General features: G+C 73.7%; 13 protein-coding genes. 1 reads left to right on the top strand and 12 read right to left on the bottom strand.

Translation table 11 applies throughout. The annotated features are described in order from the left end of the window. Positions 1-22 precede the first annotated feature (22 nt). From grpE to ACQP04_RS36370, 9 genes are all read right to left on the bottom strand, one after another. Positions 23-757 (bottom strand): nucleotide exchange factor GrpE, encoded by a 735-nt coding sequence (gene grpE, locus ACQP04_RS36330; protein WP_433504946.1) that lies wholly within the window; start codon positions 755-757, stop codon positions 23-25. Continuing rightward, entirely contained in the window at positions 754-2,625 is a 1,872-nt protein-coding gene (gene dnaK, locus ACQP04_RS36335) for a molecular chaperone DnaK (RefSeq protein WP_433504947.1), read from the bottom strand. The genes grpE and dnaK overlap by 4 nt, the downstream gene beginning before the upstream one ends. A gap of 256 nt (positions 2,626-2,881) precedes the next feature. Beyond that, on the bottom strand, positions 2,882-3,322 hold the full coding sequence (locus tag ACQP04_RS36340) for a hypothetical protein (protein WP_433504948.1): 441 nt from the start codon (positions 3,320-3,322) through the stop codon (positions 2,882-2,884). Between the two features lie 22 nt (positions 3,323-3,344). Beyond that, positions 3,345-4,355, bottom strand: a complete 1,011-nt coding sequence (locus ACQP04_RS36345; RefSeq protein ID WP_433504949.1) for a C40 family peptidase — start codon at positions 4,353-4,355, stop codon at positions 3,345-3,347. A gap of 4 nt (positions 4,356-4,359) precedes the next feature. Continuing rightward, complete coding sequence (locus ACQP04_RS36350) at positions 4,360-4,950, bottom strand: hypothetical protein (protein ID WP_433504950.1); 591 nt, start codon at positions 4,948-4,950, stop codon at positions 4,360-4,362. Next, on the bottom strand, positions 4,940-6,871 hold the full coding sequence (locus ACQP04_RS36355; protein ID WP_433504951.1) for a hypothetical protein: 1,932 nt from the start codon (positions 6,869-6,871) through the stop codon (positions 4,940-4,942). Before ACQP04_RS36355 ends, ACQP04_RS36350 begins: the two co-directional genes overlap by 11 nt. Then, positions 6,868-9,969 carry an ATP-binding protein gene (locus ACQP04_RS36360; protein ID WP_433504952.1) on the bottom strand — a complete coding sequence of 1,034 codons (3,102 nt, stop codon included), beginning with the start codon at positions 9,967-9,969 and terminating at the stop codon, positions 6,868-6,870. The genes ACQP04_RS36355 and ACQP04_RS36360 overlap by 4 nt, the downstream gene beginning before the upstream one ends. Beyond that, entirely contained in the window at positions 9,935-10,600 is a 666-nt protein-coding gene (locus tag ACQP04_RS36365; protein WP_433504953.1) for a hypothetical protein, read from the bottom strand. Before ACQP04_RS36365 ends, ACQP04_RS36360 begins: the two co-directional genes overlap by 35 nt. Before the next feature lie 3 nt (positions 10,601-10,603). Next, positions 10,604-10,867 (bottom strand): hypothetical protein, encoded by a 264-nt coding sequence (locus ACQP04_RS36370; RefSeq protein WP_037041961.1) that lies wholly within the window; start codon positions 10,865-10,867, stop codon positions 10,604-10,606. A gap of 519 nt (positions 10,868-11,386) precedes the next feature. On the opposite strand from ACQP04_RS36370, the gene ACQP04_RS36375 reads away from it, so the two are divergent. Beyond that, the gene (locus ACQP04_RS36375) at positions 11,387-14,065 is read left to right on the top strand and encodes a (Fe-S)-binding protein (protein WP_433504954.1); all 2,679 of its coding nucleotides are present in this window, start codon (positions 11,387-11,389) and stop codon (positions 14,063-14,065) included. A gap of 233 nt (positions 14,066-14,298) precedes the next feature. Here ACQP04_RS36375 and ACQP04_RS36380 read toward each other — a convergent pair whose 3' ends face one another. The 3 genes from ACQP04_RS36380 to ACQP04_RS36390 are packed head-to-tail and all read right to left on the bottom strand — an operon-like array spanning position 14,299 to position 17,367. Next, entirely contained in the window at positions 14,299-15,519 is a 1,221-nt protein-coding gene (locus ACQP04_RS36380) for a hypothetical protein (protein ID WP_433504955.1), read from the bottom strand. 40 nt (positions 15,520-15,559) lie between these two features. After that, the gene (locus ACQP04_RS36385; RefSeq protein ID WP_037041964.1) at positions 15,560-16,174 is read right to left on the bottom strand and encodes a response regulator transcription factor; all 615 of its coding nucleotides are present in this window, start codon (positions 16,172-16,174) and stop codon (positions 15,560-15,562) included. Further along, positions 16,171-17,367 carry a sensor histidine kinase gene (locus tag ACQP04_RS36390; RefSeq protein WP_433504956.1) on the bottom strand — a complete coding sequence of 399 codons (1,197 nt, stop codon included), beginning with the start codon at positions 17,365-17,367 and terminating at the stop codon, positions 16,171-16,173. The genes ACQP04_RS36385 and ACQP04_RS36390 overlap by 4 nt, the downstream gene beginning before the upstream one ends. Positions 17,368-17,429: the final 62 nt, after the last annotated feature.

The following is a 17,429-nucleotide window of genomic DNA, read 5'->3' on the forward strand; positions in this document are numbered from 1 at the left end:
CTGGGGTGTCCGAGTGCCCGGCTCAGGCCGGGTTGGTGGGCTCGTCCGGCGAGGGCGCCGGGCCCGGCTCACCGGCCGGGGCGTCGGGCACCTCGGCGGCGGCCGGCACCTCGGACTCGGGCCGGTCGGCGACGGTGACCATCGCGGGCCGCAGCACGCGGTCCGCCATGCGGTAGCCGCGCCGCAGCACCGCGGTCAGCACGGTGACCGTGGGCCCGGGGGCCTCGGCCGGCTCGTGCTGGACGGCCTCGTGCAGCGCCGGGTCGAACAGCTCGCCGTCCGCCCCGAAGGCCTCGAGCCCGAGGCGGGTCGCCACACCGACGATCTTGTCCGCCACCGACTTGAACGGGCCGTTGAGGTCGCCGTGCTGCTCGGCGCGCTCGAGGTCGTCGAGCACCGTGAGCAGGTCGGACACGAACGAGACGCGCGCGGCCACGACCACGCCCTCCCGGTCCCGGTCCACCCGGCGCCGGTAGTTGGCGTACTCCGCGGTGACCCGCTGGAGGTCCGCGGTGCGCTCCTCGAGCTGCTTCTCCAGGTCGGCGATCCGGGGGTCGTCGAGCTCGATCCCGGGCTCGGGCTCACCACCGGGGGCGGCCCCGGCCGGGGCGCCGGCAGCCTGCTGGCTGCCGACGTCGGCCGAGGACCGGACCTCCCCCGTCAGGGGGTCGATCCGGCGCCGGTCGCGCACGCGGACCGGCTCCTCCTGCTCCCCCTCCGGGCCCGGCCTGCGGTCGGATCCGTACGGGGTGCTCACTTGTCCTTCTTCTCCTCGTCGTCGACGATCTCGGCGTCCACCACGTCGTCCGCACCGGCCTGCTGGCCCGTGGCGCCGGCGCCCGGGTTGTCCCCGGCCGCGCCGCCCGGGGCGCCCTCGGCGCCCGGCTGCTGGTAGAGGGCCTGGCCGAGCTTCTGCGACTCGGTGGCGAGCTTCTCCATCGCGGACTTGATCGCGTCGGTGTCGGTGCCCTTGAGGGCCTCCTGCACCTCGCCGACGGCGGAGTTCACCGAGTCCTTGACGTCCGCCGGGACCTTGTCCTCGTTGTCCTTGACGAACTTCTCCGTCTGGTACACGAGGGTCTCGGCCTGGTTGCGGACCTCGGCCTCCTCACGCCGCTTCTTGTCCTCCTCGGCGTGCTGCTCGGCCTCGCGCATCATCCGGTCGATCTCGTCCTTGCCCAGGGCGGACCCGCCGGTGATCGTCATGTCCTGGCTCTTGCCGGTGCCCTTGTCGACCGCGGAGACCTTCACGATGCCGTTGGCGTCGATGTCGAAGGAGACCTCGATCTGCGGCACGCCGCGCGGGGCAGGCGGCAGCCCGGTCAGCTCGAACATGCCGAGCTTCTTGTTGTAGGCCGCGATCTCGCGCTCGCCCTGGTAGACCTGGATCTGCACCGACGGCTGGTTGTCGTCCGCCGTCGTGAAGATCTCGGACTTCTTGGTCGGGATCGTGGTGTTGCGCTCGATCAGCCTGGTCATCACGCCGCCCTTGGTCTCGATGCCCAGGGACAGCGGGGTGACGTCGAGCAGCAGGACGTCCTTGACCTCACCGCGCAGGACACCGGCCTGCAGCGCGGCGCCTACGGCGACGACCTCGTCCGGGTTGACGCCCTTGTTCGGCTCCTTGCCGCCGGTCAGCTCCTTGACGAGCTCCGTGACGGCCGGCATGCGGGTCGAGCCGCCGACGAGGACCACGTGGTCGATGTCGCCGACCGAGATGCCGGCGTCCTTGATCACCTGGTTGAACGGCGCACGGGTGCGGTCGAGCAGGTCCGAGGTGATGCGCTGGAACTCGGCGCGGGACAGCGTCTCGTCGAGGAACAGCGGGTTCTTGTCGGCGTCGACGGTGATGTAGGGCAGGTTGATCGTGGCGCTCGAGGAGCTCGAGAGCTCGATCTTGGCCTTCTCCGCAGCCTCGCGGAGCCGCTGCATCGCCATCTTGTCCTTGGTCAGGTCGATGCCGTGGCTGCCCTTGAACTTGTCGACGAGCCAGGTCACGATCCGCTCGTCCCAGTCGTCACCACCGAGGTGGTTGTCGCCGTTGGTGGCCTTGACCTCCACGACGCCGTCGCCGATCTCGAGCAGCGAGACGTCGAAGGTGCCGCCGCCGAGGTCGAAGACGAGGATCGTCTGCTCGCTCTCGCCCTTGTCGAGCCCGTAGGCCAGCGCGGCCGCGGTGGGCTCGTTGACGATGCGCAGGACGTTGAGGCCCGCGATCTGGCCGGCCTCCTTGGTGGCCTGGCGCTGCGCGTCCTCGAAGTACGCCGGCACCGTGACGACCGCGTCGGTGACGGGCTCGCCCAGGTACGCCTCCGCGTCCCGCTTGAGCTTCTGCAGCACCCGCGCGCTGATCTCCTGCGCGGCGTAGGTCTTCCCGTCGATCTCGGGGGTCTTCCAGTCCGAGCCGATGAACCGCTTCACCGAGCGGAACGTCCGGTCCGCGTTGGTGACGGCCTGGTTCTTCGCGGACTGGCCGACGAGGACCTCGCCGTTGCGCGCGAATGCCACGACCGAGGGCGTGGTGCGGCTGCCCTCGGAGTTGGCGATCACCGTCGGCTCCCCGCCCTCCAGGACGGAGACGACGGAGTTGGTGGTCCCGAGGTCGATACCGACCGCACGAGCCATGGTGTGTGCCTCCGTGTCGAACTGTGTGTCGTAGTGCTGTGTAGAACTGTCGGGTTCCGTACCGCCGTTGAGCGGATCCGGCTCAAGTTTCGCGATCGAGGCGCTTGCCGTCAACCCGGCCTTGAGCCCAGTTCACTCAACTTGCTGCCCGGTCCAACGGGCGGCGTACCCGACTTGTTCCCACCCGACTCAACTTTTCCGCGGATCGCGAAGGCTGCCGTCGTCTAGCGGAGGAACGAGAAAGCCGTAGAGCTCCTTACAACGCGGGAGCGGGCCGCGGCGGCGGCACCTCGTCCCCCGGCCGCGGGAGCGTCTCCTCGACCGGCGCCAGGGCCCGGTGGTGCTCCGGGTCGGCGACCGCCTCGCCGGTGGCGTCCCGGTACTCCAGCCCGCCCTCGGGGTCCAGGTCGGCGACGTACCCGGCCGCGGCCAGCTGCTCCTCGTCGAGGTCGCGCAGCAGCTCCCAGCGGCTCGGCACCACGCGGTAGTCCGGCCAGTCCAGGTGGCCGTAGGCGTCGTGCAGGTCGGCCAGCAGCCCGGCGAACGCCTGCTGCCAGCGCAGCGGCATCGCCTCGGCGAGCCCGCGGGGCACCACCAGGTAGTCCGGGCCGGCGCCCGGGGCGGGGCGGTCGAGGTAGTCGGCCAGCGGCGTGGTCGAGCGCGGGCGGGACGGACGGGACGCGTCCGGGCGGGCCATCGTACGTGCTCCCGAATGGGGTTCAGGCGGTGTTGGAAGGGGTGCCCGGGCGGGTCGCGAGGGGCACGAGCTCCTTGTAGTCCCAGTTTACGGGCTGCACCCGGACGTTCTGCCCGCTGTAGGGCGCCTCGACCATCTGGTCGTTGCCCAGGTAGAGGAACACGTGGTGGATCGTCGTCGGGTCGGTGCGGTCGTAGGCGTAGAACATCAGGTCGCCGGCCTGGGCCTGGCGGACGGGGAGGTGCCCGCCGGCCCGGTACTGGTCCCGGGACACCCGGGGGAGCTTGATCCCGGCCCTCTCGAACGCCCGCAGCATCAGCCCCGAGCAGTCGTAGGTGTTCGGGCCGGTGGCGCCCCAGACGTACGGCTTGCCGACCTCGCCGAGAGCGAACTCGATGGCCGTCCGGGCGACCCCGGCCGGGAGCTCGGCCGAGCCGCTCCCGCAGCCGGTGGGGTCGGTGACGTCGCCGAGCTGCTCGACGAGGTCCGCCGCCAGCCCCTCCCACTTCGCGTAGGCGCTGGGGAAGGCCGACCGCTGCACGGTCTGGGCGGCGACCGTGACCGGCTGGTCCTCCCAGTCCGGCACCTGCAGCAGCCGGTCGTAGAAGATCCGCGCGCTGTAGTTCGGGTCGGTGACCTGCGCCGGCGAGCCCCAGCCCTGGGAAGGCCGCTGCTGGAACAGCCCGAGCGAGTCCCGGTCGCCGTAGTCGATGTTGCGGAGGGTCGACTCCTGCATCGCCGTGGCCAGCGCGACGAGCCACGCCCGCGGCGGAGCCTGCAGCTCCTTGCCCACGCCGATGATCGTCGCGGCGTTCTGCCGCTGCTCGTCCGTCAGCGTGTCGATGGTCGCCCCCGCCGAGCCCCCGCGCCCGACGGTCCCGATCGGCCCGATACCGGCGTCGCAGCCGCTGGTGACCCGCGGCTGGCCGGTGTTGGGCGCGAAGGCGAGGAAACCGAGCGTCAGGAAGACGACGAGCGCGACGCCGATCGCCACGAAGGGCAGCAGCAGCCGCAGCGGCCGGAGCAGGCGCACCTCGTCAGGCCCGGTCGTAGCCGGAGACGCGCCAGCCCGCCTCGGTGTCGACGACCGTGACCTGCAGGGTCAGCGCGTCCGTCGGCACGTCGACGACGACGGAGGCGGGGGAGACCTGCGTGGCCGTCGCCGATCCGGTCACCCGGGTGGCGGGGATGTTGGCGGGGTCGACGCCGGTGAGCGTGCCGACGTACTCCGGCGTCGTGTACGGGACGAGCGAGTCCACCCACTGCTGGTTCGTGGTGCCCGCGGGGTGGGTGGCCCAGGCGGTGGCCCAGTTCTGCGCCACCTGCAGCGCCTCGGCCGGGGCGGCGGAGAGCGGCAGCGTGGTCGGGGTCAGCGCCGCCACGGGCGGGAGGGCCGTCGGGGTGGGCGAGGCGGGCGCCCGGGCGCCGGTCGTGGTCGTCGTGGCGCCGGGCTTGGTCACCGCCGGCGTCTGCGCGGGCGGACGGAGCGCGCCCACGGCCAGGCTGACCAGCACGGCCAGGCCCAGCACGACGACGACGGTGACCGCGAGCCGCAGCGGGGTGCGCAGGGGCCACGCCCACACCGCCCGGTAGGCGGCCGCGCGCCCGCGCGGGGACCTAATCGGCATCGCGGCCCGTCCGGGCGGGGCGGTAGATGCGGTAGACCGGGACGCCGTCGACGAGCTCGGCGTCGACCGGTCGGGCCTGGACGGCGCGGGCCGCCGCCGCATCCGACCTGCGGTAGATCACGCGCTCGTCGACCTCGCCGGGGTCGGTGCGCGAGGGGTACGAGCCGGTCGCCGCGGGCGTCGGGGACCCGCCCGCGGGCAGGGCCGGACGGCGCGCGGCCGAGATGGCGGCGGCGTCCGCGCCGGTGACCTCGGCGTGCCGCCGCGGGGTGCGCGCACCGGGTCCGGCCGGGCTGACCGTGGCGTGCACGGGAGGGACGCGGGAGTACTCGGCCTCGGGGCGCACGGCGTCGGGATCGTCGCCGGCGCCGGACCCCCGGCGCTCGTTCCACCAGCGGCCCTGCCGGTCCTCGGGGTCCGCGCCGCGGACCCGCTGCCACACCCGGGACATGGGGCCGCCGCCGACCGACGGCACGATCCCGCCGAACTGGTCCCGGGTCAGCGACACCATCGACACCAGCCGCCGGAAGGGCCGCGCGACCGCCCACAGCACCACCGTGACCACACCGGTGACCAGCAACGACAGCCAGAGGTCGATGCCCGCACCGGGCCGGAACAGCGACACCACGAGCAGCGCGTGCAGCCCGGCCAGCGCGCCCACGATGATCGTGTTGACGATCCCGGCGCCGGCCACGCGCAGCAGCGCGGGCAGCACGTCCGGCTTCAGCACCGCCACCACGGCGATCGCCGGCGCCGTCATCACCATCAGCCGCAGCAGCAGCATCGCGACCAGCACCAGCACCTTCGACAGCAGCTGGAACAGCGCGATGCACACCGCCTGCACCACCGACAGCACGCCGACGCCGACGCGGCTGCCGGACTCGCCCTGGAAGTAGCTGTACCGGTCGCCCATCTGCCCGGCGAGCGTGGCGAAGTCGTTCTTCTTCTGCTCGGCCAGCTGCGGGGTGTCCTGCCCCTCGGCGACCTCGTTGATCGTGAAGGTCGACGCCCGCAGCAGCGGCCGGCCGAGGTCCGTGGCCTGCGGGACGTCCGGCGAGCCGAAGTTGCCGCGCAGCCAGTTCGTGTAGACGACCTGGTCGACCAGCACCGTCGGCAAGGTGTCCCGGTCACCCAGGCCGACCTGGGAGAGGAAGCCCTCCTGCATCTGCGTGACGCCGTCGAGCAGCAGCGTGTCCGCCGCCCGCGCCCAGTTCACCGGGGCCAGGTAGGCCGCGCCGGCGAGCACCAGGGCGCCGAGCGCGAACGCCGCCCGCTGCGTCTGCCTGGCCAGGTCGCCGCGCAGCGCCAGGACCAGCAGGATCACCGCGAGGATCACCAGTGCCACGCCGATCCAGAGCGTGAACACCGAGTCGTACATGGCCCGGGTGGCCGCGGTGATCACGTTGTCCAGCGGGTCGAGCAGGGCCCCGCCGTCCGCGATCAGGTAGTGCGCCCAGTTCACCCCGCCCACGGCGAACTTCGCGACGTTGAACGTCTGGTTGCCGAGCCACGTGTCCGTGGTCGTCGCCGGGTTGAGGACGCCGCCGGCGCAGCCCAGGTCGTAGTTGTGCCAGGTCATCCCGGCGTAGCCGACCTCGCGGTACACCGAGCCGGGCTCGCCGCCGTCGGGCCGGGGCGGGTCCAGCGAGCCGACGAGCCCGGTGCCTGGGCGGTCCGGCTCGGGGCTCTGCTTGCAGTCGAAGCCCTGCGCGACGGCCGGGCTGCCGACCAGCCCGCTGCCCGCGACCACGGCGAGGACCAGCAGGAGGGCGGCGCGGCGACGACGGCGCGGGGCCCCGGCGTGCCGGCGGGCGCGCTCCTTGCGTACGGCGACCACCACGGCGGCGGCCAGGACGAGCAGTACCGCCAGGAGCCCGGTGGTCCCGCCGGGCGACGCCGTGACGGACGCCGCGGCGCTCACCGCCCGCCCTCGCCGGGGGCGCCGGAGCGGGCGCGCTCGGCGGCGGCGTCGCCGGCTTCCTCGGAGGCGGGACGGCCGTCACTCCCGTGCCCGTCGTGGACCGGGCGGTCCTCACCGACCGACGTCGGCGCGGCGAGGTCGTCGTCCAGGTCCGCCCAGCCCTCCTCCAGATCGTCCAGGAGGTCGAGCTGCTCGTCGTCGAGGTCGTCCAGGTCCGGCTCCGGCGAGCCCGGGACCACCCGCACCCCGTCGTCCCAGCCCGGCCGGCCCGGTCCGACGCGGGTGGCCTCGCCGGTGCGGATCTCGGGCGCGGACAGGTCGACGGGGTCGAGGTCCTCGTCGAGGTCGATCCCGCCCGGTGGCACGACGACCTGCCGCACGCCGACCGGGCGCGGCTCGTCGGGCGCCCTTCCGGAGTCCGCCGCGAGGACCGGAGCGCCGCTGACGGCGACCCGGCTGGCGTCGGGGTTGGTGTCGAGGGCCTCTCGGACGTGGTCGAGGTGCGGCGCCTCGAGGTCGATCCGGATCTTCTCGACGCCGCCGTGCCCGTCGGCGAACACGAACTGGCGCGGGGTGTCGTCCGGCCGGTCGTCGTGCCGCGGACGCGGGGAGAGCGTGCTCAGCATCTGCTCGTAGCCGACGCCGGTGGGGACCCGGAGCAGGCGCAGCGCGTCCGTCTGGGCCTCCTCGTCGTCCGTGCGCCCGACGAACACGGCGTTGACCAGCGACGCGAACCCGGAGACCCGCAGCAGGTCGCCGGCCAGCTGGGAGGCGAACAGCGCCCGGACGTTGAACTTGCGGGAGTCGCGGGCGAGCCGGTCGATCAGCACCTTGCCGGTGGGCACCTGGGACAGGAAGTGCGTCTCGTCGAGCGCGACGCCCTTGCGCAGGTTGCGGTCGGCGTCGTAGATCGTGCGCTGGGTCAGCCAGGACGCCAGGTTGAGCAGCTCGACGGCCAGCGCCTCGTTGTCCGTCCACTCCTCGCGCGGGCTGCCCGGACGCGGCAGCGTCATGCCCTGCATGGTGAGCACGGTCAGCCGGTAGTCCCGGTCGGCGGCCCACGGGTCGTCCCGGCTGGTGTCCGGGAACAGCAGCGCGGCCTGCGGGAGCTCGCGGCGCTCCTCGAGGAAGTCCGCGACCACCCCGGCGTGCTCCTCGCCCTCGCGCTGGTGCCGGCGCAGCGCGTCGATGACCAGGCCGGGGTGCCGGTCCGGGGCGCCGCCGACCTCGCGCACCGCGCGGAGCAGCACGATCCGGGTGTGCGGGAGCCGGGCGACGTCGTAGGGCAGCAGGCCGGTGAGCACGTCGAGCACCAGGCGGCGGCGGGTGGCGGCGGCCAGGGACCGCTCGCGGCGCCAGGACCGCTCGGGGTCCTCGTCGTCGGCGAAGTGCTCGGGCCGCGGCTCGGCGACCACCCGGTACGGGTTGAGGATGCCCGGGTCGGCGCGCAGCAGGTTGATGTGCCGCGAGAAGGAGGCCAGCTCCGGCAGCCGGGTCAGCTCGGCCAGCGGGCCCGACGGGTCGAGCACCGTCCACCGTGCACCCGCCCGGAGTGTCTTGTAGACGATCAGGCCGGTGAGGAAGGACTTGCCGGACCCCAGCCCGCCGACGACGGCGGTGAGGCCGGAGGCCCGCCGGACCTCCTGCGCGAGCCAGGGGTCCCAGGCCACCGGTCGTCGGGTCGCGGTGCAGGTCTCGCCGAGCATGATCCCGCGCCGGTCGCCCACGCTGGCCGTGGCGGCCGGGACCGCGGCCGCCGCCCAGGTCACCGACCCGCGCCGGCGGTACGCGGTGGAGGCCATCGCCTCGCCGGGGATGAACTCGCGGGCGTAGCGGTACTGCGCCTCCGGGTGCTCGATCTGCACCTTCGGCGAGTACAGGTCCAGCACCTGCTGGGCGCGCTGGATGGCCTCGCCCTCGTCCGGCCCGGAGACGGCGATCCGCCACCAGCCGTAGAGCCGCGTGTTGAGCCGGGTCAGCCCGCTGGTGAGCTCGTCCTCGACCTCGAGCACGCGGTCGGCCTGCCGGGCCAGCGACATCGGCGGCTCGAGGTCGTGGTCGTGGGTGTAGTGCCGGATCTGGCTGCGCACCTTGCCCATCTGGCGCTGCAGCTCCCCGGTCACCTCCTCCGGCTTGCGGATGTACATCCGCGCCGACCACTCCACCGGGAAGGGGAGCCGGTCGGAGTGCTGCATCCACGGGTCGTCGACCTCGGGGATGCGCAGGCCCTCCATCAGGCCGAGGGAGAGGACCGCGACGTCCCGGGTGACGGCCTGGCCGCGGACCCGGCCGGTCACCTTCACCGTGGGGGCGTAGGGCTCCTGGTGCAGCTCGACGCCGTCCGTGAAGGCCGCGAGGTCCTCCTCCTCCCAGCGGGTCACGCCCACCGGGACCGACGACAGGCTGCGCGGCGCGGGCAGGCCGAGCGCGACCGAGCGGTGCATCAGCCAGGCCATGTCCGACGCCGAGGCGGGCACGCCGTCGAGCCCCGAGCCCGCCACGAGCGCGTCGAGGTGGTTGAGCTCGGACTCCAGCGCGGACAGCTCGGCCCGCACCGCCGCCGGCACGACCCGGCCCAGCACCGGCGCCGCCCGCTCGACCCAGCGGTCGAGCATGCTGCGGCCGGACACCTCGACGCCGAGGAAGACCTCCTTGTCGCTCATGGACAGTCCCATGAGGTGGCGCTGCTCGCCCTCCAGGAAGCCGTCCCAGCCCAGGGCGCCCGGGACGTCGGGCATCCGGCCGAGGGCGTTCTTGTCGAACGACTCCGCCCACATGTGCACCGGGTACGGGCGGGTGGTCACGCGCAGGTGCAGCCACCGGCCCTGCAGCTCGCCGAGCTGCGCCGCGATCTGGCGGATGAGGATCTCGCGCTGGCTGTCGCTGCGGAAGCTCCACGCCTGGGGGGACAGCCGGTACCAGGCCATGACCTGGCTGGATGTGCGGGTGACGTGCCCGTCGATGCTGCGCAATGCGATCGTGGGGCTGAACTTGGGGAGCTTGGCATCGCCCTGCAGGGAGCGACCGGCGGGGCGGCGGCCGTCGCGGAAGGGATCGCGCTTCTCACGCGCGGCCACGGCCGGACCCCTTCCACCCATTGTTCGCGGCGGTCTCGCGGCGCTGCGCCGAGGTCGCCCAGGGCTGCGGCGCGGCGGGCCTGCGCCCGACGCGACGCGGGGCGGCTCTCGGAGCGGGCTCCGGAGCGGTCCTCGGCGCGGTGTCCGGTGCTGCGTCCGGGGCGGCCTCGACCGGGGTGACGTCCCGCAGCACGGGGGCGGCCTCGACGACCTGCGGGACGGGCTCGAGCTCGGGTTCCGGTGCGGTCCGCTCGGCCGGCCGCGGCTCCGGGACGGCCGGGCGGCCCGGGCGCGGGAGGGCCCGTCGGGTCCGGACGTGCGCGAACCGCACCGGCCCGCCCGCTCCGCGCCGGCGGCGCCGCGGGCCCGTGACCTCGTGCCGGAAGTGCTCCGCGACCTGGCTCAGCGGGCGCTCGTAGTCGATCTTCTTGCCCAGGAACCGGGTGGCGACCACGGTCAGCACCAGCGCCCAGGCCACGGAGAAGAAGTCCAGCCCGATGCCGATCCGGCGCTGCAGGAACATGATCACGATCATGACGAGCAGGCCGACACCGTAGGAGACGTACCGCGCGCGCCAGGGGAAGGTCGCGCGCGGCGGACCCAGCCAGACGGAGTCGACCCGGTACACCTCGTCGTCGGTGCGGACCAGCACGGGCTAACCGGTGATCAGGCTGGCGAGGAAGGCACCGACCTGCGGCCCGTTGCCCGACACCGCGATACCCAGCGCGACCAGGCCGACGAGGAGTCCGACGCTCCGGCGGGCGACGCCGGCGTTGTCACCCTTGCCGCCGATCCACAGCAGGATGATGGCGATGCCCAGCAGGATGAGCGGGACGATGTTGTCCTGGATCCACCCCTGCAGGCCGTTCGTCGTGAGGTTCTGGGCGTACCAGAGGGTGCGGGCCCCTGGTCCGGTCATCGGTGTTCTCCTGCCGTGGTCGGGCGGGCACCCTGCGGGAAAGGGGGGAGCACGGGCCGCCAGCGGACCAGGGTAGCCACGACGACTTGAAGACCTGGTGTGACCATGCCAGAGCCACCCGTTCGCACGCGTTCCCGGCTCCCGGTGGCACCCGTTCGTCCCAGATCTCCCACCGACCGTGAAGCGGGGCCCGCCGATCGGGCTAGAGGCGCGCGGCTCCGGTGACCGGTCGTCCCGCCCGGTGGGCCGCACGACCCGGACATTGGTGATTCCGCTCTCAGAAGGGTACCCTGACCTCGTCGCCCTGACCGGGGGAGCAGCGGCTGCGGAGCGCGTCCGGCACCCCCCGTCTGCGCAGCGTGCCGCGCCCGTCACAGGGCACGGGGACGCCCCGGTGACCTATTCTCCCGCTCACGCGATTGTCGTCGCGAACCGCAACGAGGCCGTTTCGTGTTGCTACTCGTCAGTAACCACGCGTATAGCCTTCTTGCCGGGACCACGACAGGGAGGTTCGTCCACATGACCTGGGTGCAGTACGTGCTCGGCATCGTCACGGTGTTGTCCGCCGTGGTGGCCGTGGCGCTGGTGTGGCGCACGGTGGCGAGCATGGTGAGCATCATCCGCCTGGGCCAGGCCGACGCCACGCGCAACGGCCCGTTCGGGCCGCGGTTCGCCACCATGCTCAAGGAGACCCTCGGCCACACCCGGATGCTGAAGTGGAGCCACGTCGGGGTGTTCCACTGGCTGGTGATGGTCGGCTTCGGCGGGCTGTTCCTGGCGCTGATCGAGGCGTTCGTCGAGGTGTGGAACCCGACCTTCCACCTGCCGATCATCGGCGAGTGGGGCCCGTACTCGCTGTGGGTGGAGATCCTCGGCGTCGGCACCGTGGTCGGCATCCTCCCGCTGATCGTCTACCGGCAGGTGAAGAACCCGCGCCGGCTCGGGCGGGCGTCGCGGTTCTACGGCTCGTACATGGGGCGGGCCTACTTCGTCGAGGCCATCGTGTTCCTCGAGGGCGTGGGCATCCTGGTCGTGCGGGCCGGGAAGATGGCGATGGGCGCGTTCGACGCCCCGGACTGGTCGACCTTCGTCTCCGGCCCGCTGTCCACGATCCTGCCCGGCAGCGCGACCCTGGTCTCGGTGTTCGCCGCGGTGAAGGTGCTCTCGGCCACGCTGTGGCTGATCGTGATCGCCGCCAAGCCCACGATGGGCGTGGCCTGGCACCGGTTCACCGCGTTCCCGAACATCTACTTCAAGCGCGAGGACGACGGGCGCAAGGCGCTCGGCAACGTCAAGCCGATGACCAGCCAGGGCAAGGTGCTCGACCTGGAGGAGGCCGACCCGGACACCGACACCTTCGGCGCCGGGCGGGTCGAGGACTTCACCTGGAAGGGCCTGCTCGACTTCACCACCTGCACCGAGTGCGGCCGCTGCCAGTCGCAGTGCCCGGCGTGGAACACCGAGAAGCCGCTCTCGCCGAAGCTGCTGGTCAACGCGCTGCGCGACCACGCCTACGCCAAGGCCCCGTACCTGCTCGCCGGCGGCCGCAAGGACATGACCGGCGACGAGGTCGGGCTCACCGGCGACGACGCCGAGGCCCGCCTGGCCGCCATCCCGGAGGCCGCGGTGAAGGAGGCCGAGCGCCCGCTGGTCGGCGGCGAGGACGTCCTCGGCGTCATCGACCCGGACATCCTGTGGTCCTGCACCACCTGCGGGGCGTGTGTGGAGCAGTGCCCGGTCGACATCGAGCACGTCGACCACATCGTCGACATGCGCCGCTACCAGGTCATGATCGAGACCGAGTTCCCCACGGAGCTGTCCGGGCTGTTCAAGAACCTGGAGAACAAGGGCAACCCCTGGGGCTCCAACCAGAAGGACCGCCTGGCCTGGACCCAGGACCTGCCCTTCGAGGTGCCGGTGTTCGACGGCGAGCTCTCCGCCGACACCGAGTACATCTTCTGGGTCGGCTGCGCCGGCGCCTTCGACGACAACGCCAAGAAGACCACCCGCGCCACCGCCGAGCTGCTGCACCGGGCCGGGGTGAACTACGTGGTCCTGGGCACCGAGGAGACCTGCACCGGCGACCCGGCGCGACGCGCGGGCAACGAGTTCCTGTTCCAGATGATGGCCCAGCAGACCGCCGAGATGCTCAACGCCGTGTTCGAGGGCCGCGAGCCGGGCACCCGGAAGATGGTCACCACCTGCCCGCACTGCCTCAACTCGCTCTCGCGGGAGTACCCGCAGCTCGACGGGCACTACGAGGTCATCCACCACACCCAGCTGCTCAACAAGCTGGTCCGCACCGGCAAGCTCGTCCCGGTCGCCGACCCGGACGCCTCGAAGAAGGTCACCTACCACGACCCGTGCTACCTCGGCCGGCACAACGAGGTCTACTCCGAGCCGCGCGAGCTGGTCTCCGCCGTCGGCACGCTGACCGAGATGCCCCGCCACGGCGACCGCTCCATGTGCTGCGGCGCAGGTGGTGCCCGGATGTGGATGGAGGAGCGGATCGGGCAGCGGATCAACGTCACCCGCACCACCGAGGCGCTCGAGACCCTCTCCCCCGCCGGGGGCGACGGCGCGGCCGCCGCGGCCGGCACGATCGCCGTCGGCTGTCCGTTCTGCCGCACGATGATCGGCGACGGCCTGACCCAGAAGCAGGCCGGCGGCGAGGGCGAGCAGGTCCAGGTCCAGGACGTCGCGCAGATGCTGCTCGCGTCGGTCCAGCGCGGCGACTCCGCCGTCGCGACCCCGGCCGACGTCGAGGCGACCGAGGGCGACGTCGAGCAGACCACCTCGGCCCCGCTCACCGAGAACACCCCGGCCGGTGCCGCCGACTCCGGCGCCGCCACTGCCTCGACCTCCGCCGACGCCGCGGCGGAGACGGTCAAGCCGGCCGGGGCGCCCGGGGACGCGGTCGCGGAGAAGGCGGCGGCCGCGGACACCACGGGGCCTGACGCGGACAGGTCCGAGGTCACCACCGGGATGAACGACGCCGCGGTCGAAGGCTCGGGCAAGGAGCCGACCGCGGAGACCGAGGCCGAGACGGCCGGGCCGTCGGAGCCCCCGACCGGGTCGACCGAGGCGTCGGAGGAGTCCACGGGCAGCAACGGCTCCGGCCCCAAGCCGGAGACCAACGGCCACGCCCGCACCGACGCCTCCTCGGGCACCGGCGACAAGGGCGACTCCACCTCCTGACGCAGTCCACTCACCGGCCCCGCGGTCCCCGGATCGCGGGGCCGGTGGCGTTCTCGGGGATGGCGCGTGGGTGGGACGCGGGCTGGGCGCTCCCGCGAGTCGCGCTCCGACAGCTCGGAGGGTCGTCCACGGCTCGGGGGGCGGCGCTCGGTGGCGCCGCCGACACCGGGTCGAGGCGCGACTCGCGGAGGCGACGGCGCGACTCGCGGGAGTGCTGCTGACCGGTCGCGGTGTCAGGGGCAGGGGCGGAAGCTCGCGACCCGCCAGGTGGCCTTGGCGGTGTTCTCCGTGCGCACCACGTCGACGGTGCCCAGCGCGGGGACGGCGAGGCCCCAGGCGGTGGAGCAGCCGTCGAGGGTGAGGACGGTGCCCGGCGGCGGGACCGGGGTGGGTGAGGTGGAGGTGCGGGGCGCGGAGGTCGGGCTGCCCGCAGGCACCCGGCTCGCGGCCACGCCGACCCCGGCGGTGCAGTCGGCGGTGCCGGTGGCCTGCGCCAGCTGGGTCTGCGCGGCGGGGTCGAGGAGCCGGCACACCGCCTCCGAATCGGCCGGGGTCAGGCCCTCGCCGAGCTTGGTCACCACGAGGTCGGGGCGGTCGTAGCCGAAGCCCGCCCGCATCTGCGTCCCGGCCTGCTGCGCGATCTGCGCCTCCTGGTCGCGGACCTCGGCGGCGCGGAACTGGTAGCCCACGAACGACACCAGACACAATGCCGCCCCGACGGCTGCCAGCTGCCACCGCGGCAACCGCAGCAACCCCGCGATCAGCACGCCGATGCTCGCGGCGAAGGCCCAGGACCACGGGTTCCCGGCGGTCTCGTGCACGAGCCCGGCCAGCATCGCGAGCCCGGCGACGTGCCAGGTCCAGCCCTTGAGCAGCCGGTCCAGCCGCAGCAGCGACAGGAGCACGAGCACCACGAGCCCGGCCGCGACCGGCACCCACCAGCGGGCCTGGTCGTCGAACGCCACGAAGAGGAACAGCAGCGCCGCCGCGCCCAGGATCCCGAGCCCGATCGCCCCGCGCCAGCTCCGAGGGCGGAACCTCCGCAACGCCTGCGCCGCAGGCGCCCGGTCCCCGCGCGGCTCCCGCCCGCTCGGGTCGGATCCTCCGGCGGAGTCCGACGAACGCCCCGGCCCGCCCCGGCCCCGCGGAGCGCCGCGCTCGTCCCGCTCCGAACCGGCCCGGTCCCGTCCGGCCTGGGCGCGCTCACCCCGGACCCGCTCGATCGGGACCAGCTCGCCCCGGTCCCGCTCGGCCCCGTCCCGCGGCGCAACGAAGCCGCCCACGTCCCCCCGGACGACCTGGGCCTCGCGAGCTCGACGCTCCTCCGCCGCCTCCGGAGCGGCGGCGTCGCTCGGCTCCTCGGCCGGGCGTCGCGCCGGGGCGTGCCGCCCACTGCGCCACGCCCCCGTCCCGGTGGAGGGGTCGGGGCGGGATGCAGGGTCGCGGCGCTCCATCGACGCCCAGCCTAGCGACCCGCAGCGCCCGGTAGCGGCCTCACAACCAGCCGTGGTCGCGGGCCCGCTCCAGCGCCTCCACCCGCGTCGCGACGCCGAGCTTCTGCATCGCCGAGGACAGGTAGTTGCGGACGGTGCCGGCGGAGAGGTGCACGCGCGCGGCGATGTCGCCCGCCGTGCCCGCCGGCCCCACCTGCCCGACGCTGCGCAGAACCTGCAGCTCCCGCTCGGTGAGCGGGCAGTCCTCCGTGGTCAGGGCGGTCATGGCCAGGTCGGGGTCGACGTAGCGGCCGCCGCCGTGCACCCGTCGGATCACGTCGGCGAGCAGCGAGGCGGGCGCACTCTTCGTCACGAAGCCCGCCGCCCCGGCCGCCAGCGCGCGCCGCAGCACCCCGGGCCGGGCGTGCCGGGTCAGCACGATGCACCGGACCCCCGGCGCGTTGGCCTGCACCCACTGGGCGACCTCGGCGCCGTCGAGGCCGGGCATCTCGACGTCGAGGACCGCGACGTCCGGCTCCTGCGCGGCGATCGCCGCCACCGCCTCGTCGCCCGAGGACGCCTCGGCGACCACGGTCAGGTCGGCTTCGAGGTTCAGCAGGGCGCCGACGGCTCCGCGGGTGAGCGACTCGTCGTCCGCGAGGACCAGCCGGATCACCGGCCGCTCCCGAGAACCGCCTCGAGCCGGTACCCGCCCCGCCCGTCGCAGCCGGCGGCGAGCCGCCCGGCGTGGTCCTCCAGGTAGCGCTCCAGCCCCGCGAGCCCGGTACCGGCGCCGTCGCCGGGACCGGACACGCCGTCGTTGCACACGACCAGCCGGTCCGCGCCGATCTCGATGGTGCAGCGGCTCGGTTCGGCGTGCCGCAGGACGTTGGTCATGGCCTCGCGCAGCACGCGACCGAGGACGTTGCGGGCGGCCGGCGCGACGGCCCCGGGGTCGCCGCGCACCTCCAGCGCCACCCCTGCGGAGCCGAGGACCGCCCGCGCCCCCGCGAGCTCGACGGCGAGATCGGTGTCCCGGGTGCTCCGGACCAGGGCCCGGACCTCGGTCAACGACTCGCGCGCCACCCGTTGCACCTCGTCCATCTCGGCTCGCGCCCGGTCGGGGTCGGCCTCCAGCAGGCGGGCGGCGAGCTCGCTCTTGAAGGCGACGACCTCGAGCGCGTGCCCGAGGATGTCGTGCAGGTCGTCGGCGAGCCGCAGCCGTTCGCGTGCGGTGGCGAGCTCGGCGGCGGTACGGCGCGAGTCGTCGAGGTCGGTGACGGCCTTGAACCACCACAGCCGCTCGACGTCGAGGCACCACATGCTCGCCACGTAGAACCCGGCGATCCCCGCCGCGAACCACGGCGAGATCGGGACTCCCTCGACGGTGGGCCGCACGAGCGCGCCGAGGACGTAGGTCAGCGCGACCACCACCGCGGCCGACGCGACCACCCACAGGGCGATCACCCGCGCCCGCCGGCCCGCGACGACGTCGCCCAGGAGGATCCCGGCCACCAGCGCCCAGGTCCACCCGGCCCACGACGAGGCGACCCCGACGAGCGTGATCGCCAGGCCCACCGCGCACGCGGCGACCACGAACACGGGCGGGGCGGGAGTGCCGAGGGACCGGACGTAGCGCCGGATCCGGATCAGGTGCAGCACCATCGCCGCCAGGTAGAGCGGCACGAGCGCGGCCAGCCAGACGGGCTCCGGCAGCCCCGTCCACAGCACGAACGCAGGCACGAGCAGCAGCCAGCCGACGGTCATGAGCAGCCCGATCCGGCTGAACCGGCGCGCCGCGCGGACCTGCCGCTCCTCGGCGGCGAGCCGCCCCTTCGGCTCGGCGGTCGGCGGGCGGTCGGTCGTCACGCCGACGACGGTATCCGAGCCGTCCGGCCCGGTCCCGACCTGCGACGGGACCGATGACAGCT

This window comes from Pseudonocardia halophobica, from assembly GCF_050948485.1.
GTDB classification, from domain to species: domain Bacteria; phylum Actinomycetota; class Actinomycetes; order Mycobacteriales; family Pseudonocardiaceae; genus Pseudonocardia; species Pseudonocardia halophobica.